Source organism: Leucobacter sp. Ag1, assembly GCF_000980875.1.
Taxonomy (GTDB): domain Bacteria; phylum Actinomycetota; class Actinomycetes; order Actinomycetales; family Microbacteriaceae; genus Leucobacter; species Leucobacter iarius.
The window spans coordinates 1-4,892 of the sequence record NZ_LAYO01000032.1; the positions used below are offsets into that span (position 1 = coordinate 1).

Sequence of the window (4,892 nt, forward strand, 5' to 3'; positions counted from 1 at the left end):
GGGGCCCCGTGATCGACGCGGTGCTCGACGCCGACGCCGCGGCGCTCACCGAGGCGCTCCCCCTCTCCGACGGCGACGGGGTCCCGGCCGTCTTCGCTCCCATCGTGCGCCTCGAACTCGCGCGAGCGCACGCGGCCGCCGGCGACCGCGCCGCGGCGGCCGAGCACGGTGCCGATGCACTCGCCCGCGCCGAGCGGCTCGAGCACGACCGCCTACGGCGCAGGGCCGCCGAGTTCCTCGACGCGGCCGGCCTGCGCCGCGCGTCCGGCACGGGCCGGGGTGCGAGCACGGGTTCGGGCGCCGGCACGATCGCCGCTCTCGCCGGTGCCGCGACCGGTGGCAGCAGCGCCGGCGTCGCCGATCTGACCTCGCGCGAGCACCAGGTGCTCGACCTCGTCGCCGAGGGGCTCAGCAATCGGCAGATCGGCGAGCGGTTGTTCATCAGTGCGAAGACCGCGAGCGTGCACGTCTCCGCGATCCTCCGCAAGCTCGGCGTCGCGACCCGCACCGAAGCGGCGGTGCTGGCGCGCACCGAGTCCACGGCATCGCTCCCCGACCAGACCACCGCGGCGGATCGCCTCTGACCCGCAGTTCGGCAGCGGCACGCCACCGCTCAGCAACGACGCACCGCCCGACAGGAGTGGTGCGCAGCCGCCGCGCGTGCTTGCATAGGTCTAGCAGCTGTACCTCTTCGGGCGCCCCGCGGCGCCTCCCCGAGTGAAACCGGAGCCCACCGTGCACGTTCTTCCCGCAGACAACGCCGTCCTGTCGCTCGCCCCCGAGCACGAGCCGGTCCTCACGATCGACTCCGGCGACGAGGTGCGCATCACCACGATGGACTGCTTCTCGAACACCATCACCGACGAATCGCAGCTGTTCAGCTCCGTCGGCTGGGACGACGTCAACCCCGCGACCGGCCCCATCGCGGTGCGCGGCGCGCAGCCGGGCGACACCCTCAAGGTCGAGATCCTCTCGATCGAGGTCGACTCCGTCGGCACCATGACCACGCACCCCGACTTCGGCGTACTCCCAGGCACGGTCGAGGAGCGCACCCGCCGCATCCCGGTGAGCGACGGGCTGATCCGCTTCAGCGACCGCCTCAGCATCCCGATCTCGCCCATGATCGGCGTGATCGGCACCGCCCCCGCCGACGAGTCCGTACCGACCGGCACGCCGAAGGGCCACGGCGGCAACATGGACACGCGCCGCATCGCCGCCGGCACCACCCTGTACCTGCCCGTGGCCGTCGCGGGCGCGAACCTCGCGGTCGGCGACGTGCACGCGGCCATGGCCGACGGCGAGGTCGCCGTGTGCGGGCTCGAGATCGCGGCCGTCGTCGAGCTGCGCATCACCGTGATCCCCGGCCGGCCGCTCCCCCTGCCGTTCCTCGCGACCCCCGAGCACCTCATCGCGATCGCCTCGGCGCCCGAGCTGCGCGACGCCGTGACCGAGTCGACCCGCATGATGCGCGACTTGCTCGTCGAGCGGAGCGAGCTGGACGCGACCGACGCGCTCATGCTGCTCTCGCTCGTCGGCGACGCCCGCATCAGCCAGGTCGTGGATCCGTGGGCCACCGCCCGCATGGAGCTGCCGGTCGAGGTCGCCGAGGCCTACGGGGTCAGCGCCCCCTGAGGCCCACTGCCGTCGCCTCGGCGCGCTTCCGCGCCTGCTCGATGAGGTCGCGGTCGATCATCGCGTGCCGCCGGGCAACCGCGCCCGCGGCCGCGATCTCGCCGGCGACGATCAGCCGCACGAGCTCCGTGTGATCCCGCGTCGCCCGTTCCTCCATCGCCGCCTGGTCTTCGATCGCGCCCCAGGGATGCTGGGGCGCCGAGAGGCTCACGCGGCGGTCGAGGAACAGCATGGCGTCGGCGAGCGCCGGGATGTGCGCGGCGTCCGAGATGGCGAGGTGCAGGCGTGAGTCCGCGGCCTGCTTCTCGCGCCCCGAGGCGGCGGCGACGAAGTCAGCGAGGCGCGCTTCGAGGATCCGCACGTCGTCCGCGGTGCGCCGCTCGGCCGCGGCCTCGCAGATCGCACCCTGGATCCGGCTGCCCGCGTCGATCGCGTCCTCGATCTCGGCGAGGCGCCGGTGCAGCAGCTGCGCGGCGGCGCTGCGCTCGTCGATGCGGGCGGCGGTGACGAAGTAGCCGCCGCCCCGGCCGCGGCGCACCTCGAGCAGGCCGGCCTCGGTGACCATGCGCAGCGCCTGCCGCATGGTCTCGCGCGCCACGTCGAGCGACTCGGCGAGCTCCCGCTCGCTCGGCAGCCGGGACCCGGGCAGGTACTCGCCGATCAGCACGGCCGTCAGCAGACGATCCCGCAACTCGTCGGCGCGGGTGCGCTGCTCGAACGCTTCGCTCATCGGCCCGCCTCCTTCGACTCCCGGGGTCCCTGATCCCTCAGCCTAGGGCGCGTGGGCTTTCTTTTTCTAAAAGGTCTCCCTACTATGCCTTTTGTCCCCCATCACGGAATGGCTCAGCGAGGAGAAGATTCGTGTCGACCGTCGACGAAACCCGGGTGCCCTTCAGGTCCGGCCACACCTGGGTGCGCATCACCCGTCCCGACGCCCCGCGCGAGGGGGCGCTCCCCCTCGTCGTGTTGCACGGCGGGCCAGGGTTCTCCCACGACTACCTGCGCTCGCTCGCCGAGCTCGCCGACGCCACCGGCCGCGCCGTCGTGCACTACGACCAGTACGGCTGCGGGCGCTCGACGCACGAGCCCGACGCTCCCGCGGACTTCTGGACCCCCGAGCTCTTCGTCGAGGAGTTCCACACCGTGCTCGCCTCGCTCGGCATCGAGCGCGCGCACGTGCTCGGTCAGTCGTGGGGCGGCATGCTCGGCGCCGAGATCGCCGTGCTCCGGCCCGCGAACGTCGCATCGCTGCAGATCTGCAACTCCCCCGCCGCGATGGACCTGTGGTCGCAGGCCGCCTCCGCGCTGCGCGAGGAGCTGCCGGCCGAGGTGCGCGAGGCGCTGGAACGGCATGAGGCTGACGGCAGCTACGACGATCCCGAGTACCTCGCGGCATCGCACGAGTACGACCGTCGCCACGTGGTGCGCATGGATCCGACCCCGCAGGACTACCTGGACTCCGTCGCGAACGTCGACGCCGATCCCACGGTCTACCACACCATGAACGGCCCGAACGAGTTCCACGTGATCGGCACGATGCGCGACTGGACGATCATCGATCGCCTGCCGCGGATCGAAGTGCCGACGCTCGTGCTCGCCGGCGAATTCGACGAGGCGCAGCCGATCACCTGGCAGCCGTTCGCCGAGCGCATCCCCGGCGCCCGATCCGTCGTGATCGCGGACGCCAGCCACTGCTCCCACCTCGAGAGGCCCGAGGAGTTCCGGGCGATCGTCACCGAGTTCCTCGCCGAGGCCGACCGCCTCGCCGACCCCGAGACCGCGACCACGGAGGTCAGCGCATGAACCAGCACTCCCCGAGCGCGCAGAGCGCCCGCAACGACGTCGACCTCGCCCGGTTCGGATACAAGCAGGAGCTGAAGCGGTCGATGTCGACCGCGGACCTCGTGGTCTACGGCCTCATCTTCATGGTGCCGATCGCGCCGTGGGCGATCTTCGGATCGGTCTACAACGCTTCCATGGGCATGGTGCCGCTGGTCTACACGATCGGCCTCATCGCGATGATCTTCACCGCGCTGAGCTACGCGCAGATGGCGAAGGCGTTCCCCCTCGCCGGCGGCGTCTTCAGCTACGTCGGCCGCGGCATCCACCCGAACCTCGGCTTCTTCGCCGGCTGGCTCATGCTGCTCGATTACCTGCTCGTGCCGACGCTGCTCTACGTGATCGCCGCCGAGTCGATGGTCGGGATCTTCCCCGGCACCGAGCGGTGGATGTGGGGCATCATCTTTGTCGCGATCAACGTCGTCGTGAACCTCACGGGCGTCACCTCGCTCAAGTGGATGAACCGCATCTTCCTGGTCATGGAGCTCGCCTTCATCGTCGCGTTCGTCGTGATCGCGATCATCGGCCTGAACGGCGGCCAGCTCCCCCAGGCCGAGTGGTCGACGAAGCCGATCTGGAACTCCGAGTACGTGACCCCCGCGCTGCTCGCCGCGGCCCTCTCGATCGCCGTGCTGAGCTTCCTCGGCTTCGACGGCATCTCGACCATGGCAGAGGAGTCGACGGGCGATTCGAAGGCGCCCGGCAAGGCGATGGTGATCAGCCTTCTCGTGGTCGCCTGCCTGTTCATCGGTCAGACCTGGCTCGCGTCCATGCTCGCGGGCGACTTTGCCCCGGTCCCCGATGACGCGGTCGGCAACTTCTTCTTCGAGCAGATCCGCGCCGTCGCCGGCACCGGGATCGTGAACGCGTTCTTCGTGGTGAACGTGCTCGCCGTCGGCATCGCGAACTCGATGGCCGCGCAGGCCGCCACGAGCCGCCTGCTCTACTCGATGGCCCGCGACCGCCAGCTGCCCAAGTACCTGGGGCACATCAACTCGCGCAAGGTGCCGAGCTACGCGATCCTCACCGTCGGCGTGCTGTCGGCGATCCTGGTGCTGTTCTTCGCCGGCAAGATCGGCACGATGAGCTCGATGGTCAACTTCGGCGCGCTCACCTCGTTCGCGCTGCTGCACCTCACCGTCATGTGGTTCTACCTGCGCCGCAAGCAGTCGAAGAAGTGGATTTCGCACGCCCTGCTGCCGGCCGTCGGCTTCGTGATCATCGTCTACGTGCTGATCAACGCGGGCGCCGAGGCGCAGATCGCGGGCCTCATCTGGCTCGTCGTCGGCACCGCCATCTTCATCTTCAACAAGGCCACGGGCCGCAGCGTCGAGATCGACGTGACCGTGGACGAGCTGCCGGAGTAGCCTCCCGGCTCTCGGTTCTCCGGCCGTTCCGGCCGACGAAACGCCGCAGCCCCG

The 4,892-nt window shown here is 70.5% G+C and carries 5 protein-coding genes; 4 read left to right on the plus strand and 1 reads right to left on the minus strand.

Annotation, left to right across the window (positions count from 1 at the left end; genetic code table 11):
- Both XM48_RS00215 and XM48_RS00220 read left to right on the plus strand, forming a co-directional pair.
- On the plus strand, window positions 1-584 hold a 584-nt coding region (locus XM48_RS00215; protein ID WP_046453761.1), incomplete at its 5' end, for a helix-turn-helix transcriptional regulator.
- A gap of 151 nt (window positions 585-735) precedes the next feature.
- Window positions 736-1,632: an acetamidase/formamidase family protein gene (locus XM48_RS00220; protein ID WP_046453762.1), complete on the plus strand. Its 897-nt coding sequence runs from the start codon at window positions 736-738 to the stop codon at window positions 1,630-1,632.
- Here the strand turns inward: XM48_RS00220 and XM48_RS00225 are convergent.
- Complete coding sequence (locus XM48_RS00225) at window positions 1,619-2,362, minus strand: FadR/GntR family transcriptional regulator (protein WP_046453763.1); 744 nt, start codon at window positions 2,360-2,362, stop codon at window positions 1,619-1,621. The two genes, XM48_RS00220 and XM48_RS00225, sit on opposite strands and share 14 nt — an antisense overlap.
- A 131-nt stretch (window positions 2,363-2,493) precedes the next feature.
- On the opposite strand from XM48_RS00225, the gene XM48_RS00230 reads away from it, so the two are divergent.
- Both XM48_RS00230 and XM48_RS00235 read left to right on the plus strand, forming a co-directional pair.
- A complete protein-coding gene (locus XM48_RS00230) occupies window positions 2,494-3,435 on the plus strand; it encodes a proline iminopeptidase-family hydrolase (protein WP_046453764.1) in 942 nt (313 codons plus the stop codon).
- A complete protein-coding gene (locus tag XM48_RS00235; protein WP_046453765.1) occupies window positions 3,432-4,838 on the plus strand; it encodes an APC family permease in 1,407 nt (468 codons plus the stop codon). Before XM48_RS00230 ends, XM48_RS00235 begins: the two co-directional genes overlap by 4 nt.
- The last annotated feature ends 54 nt before the right edge of the window (window positions 4,839-4,892 follow it).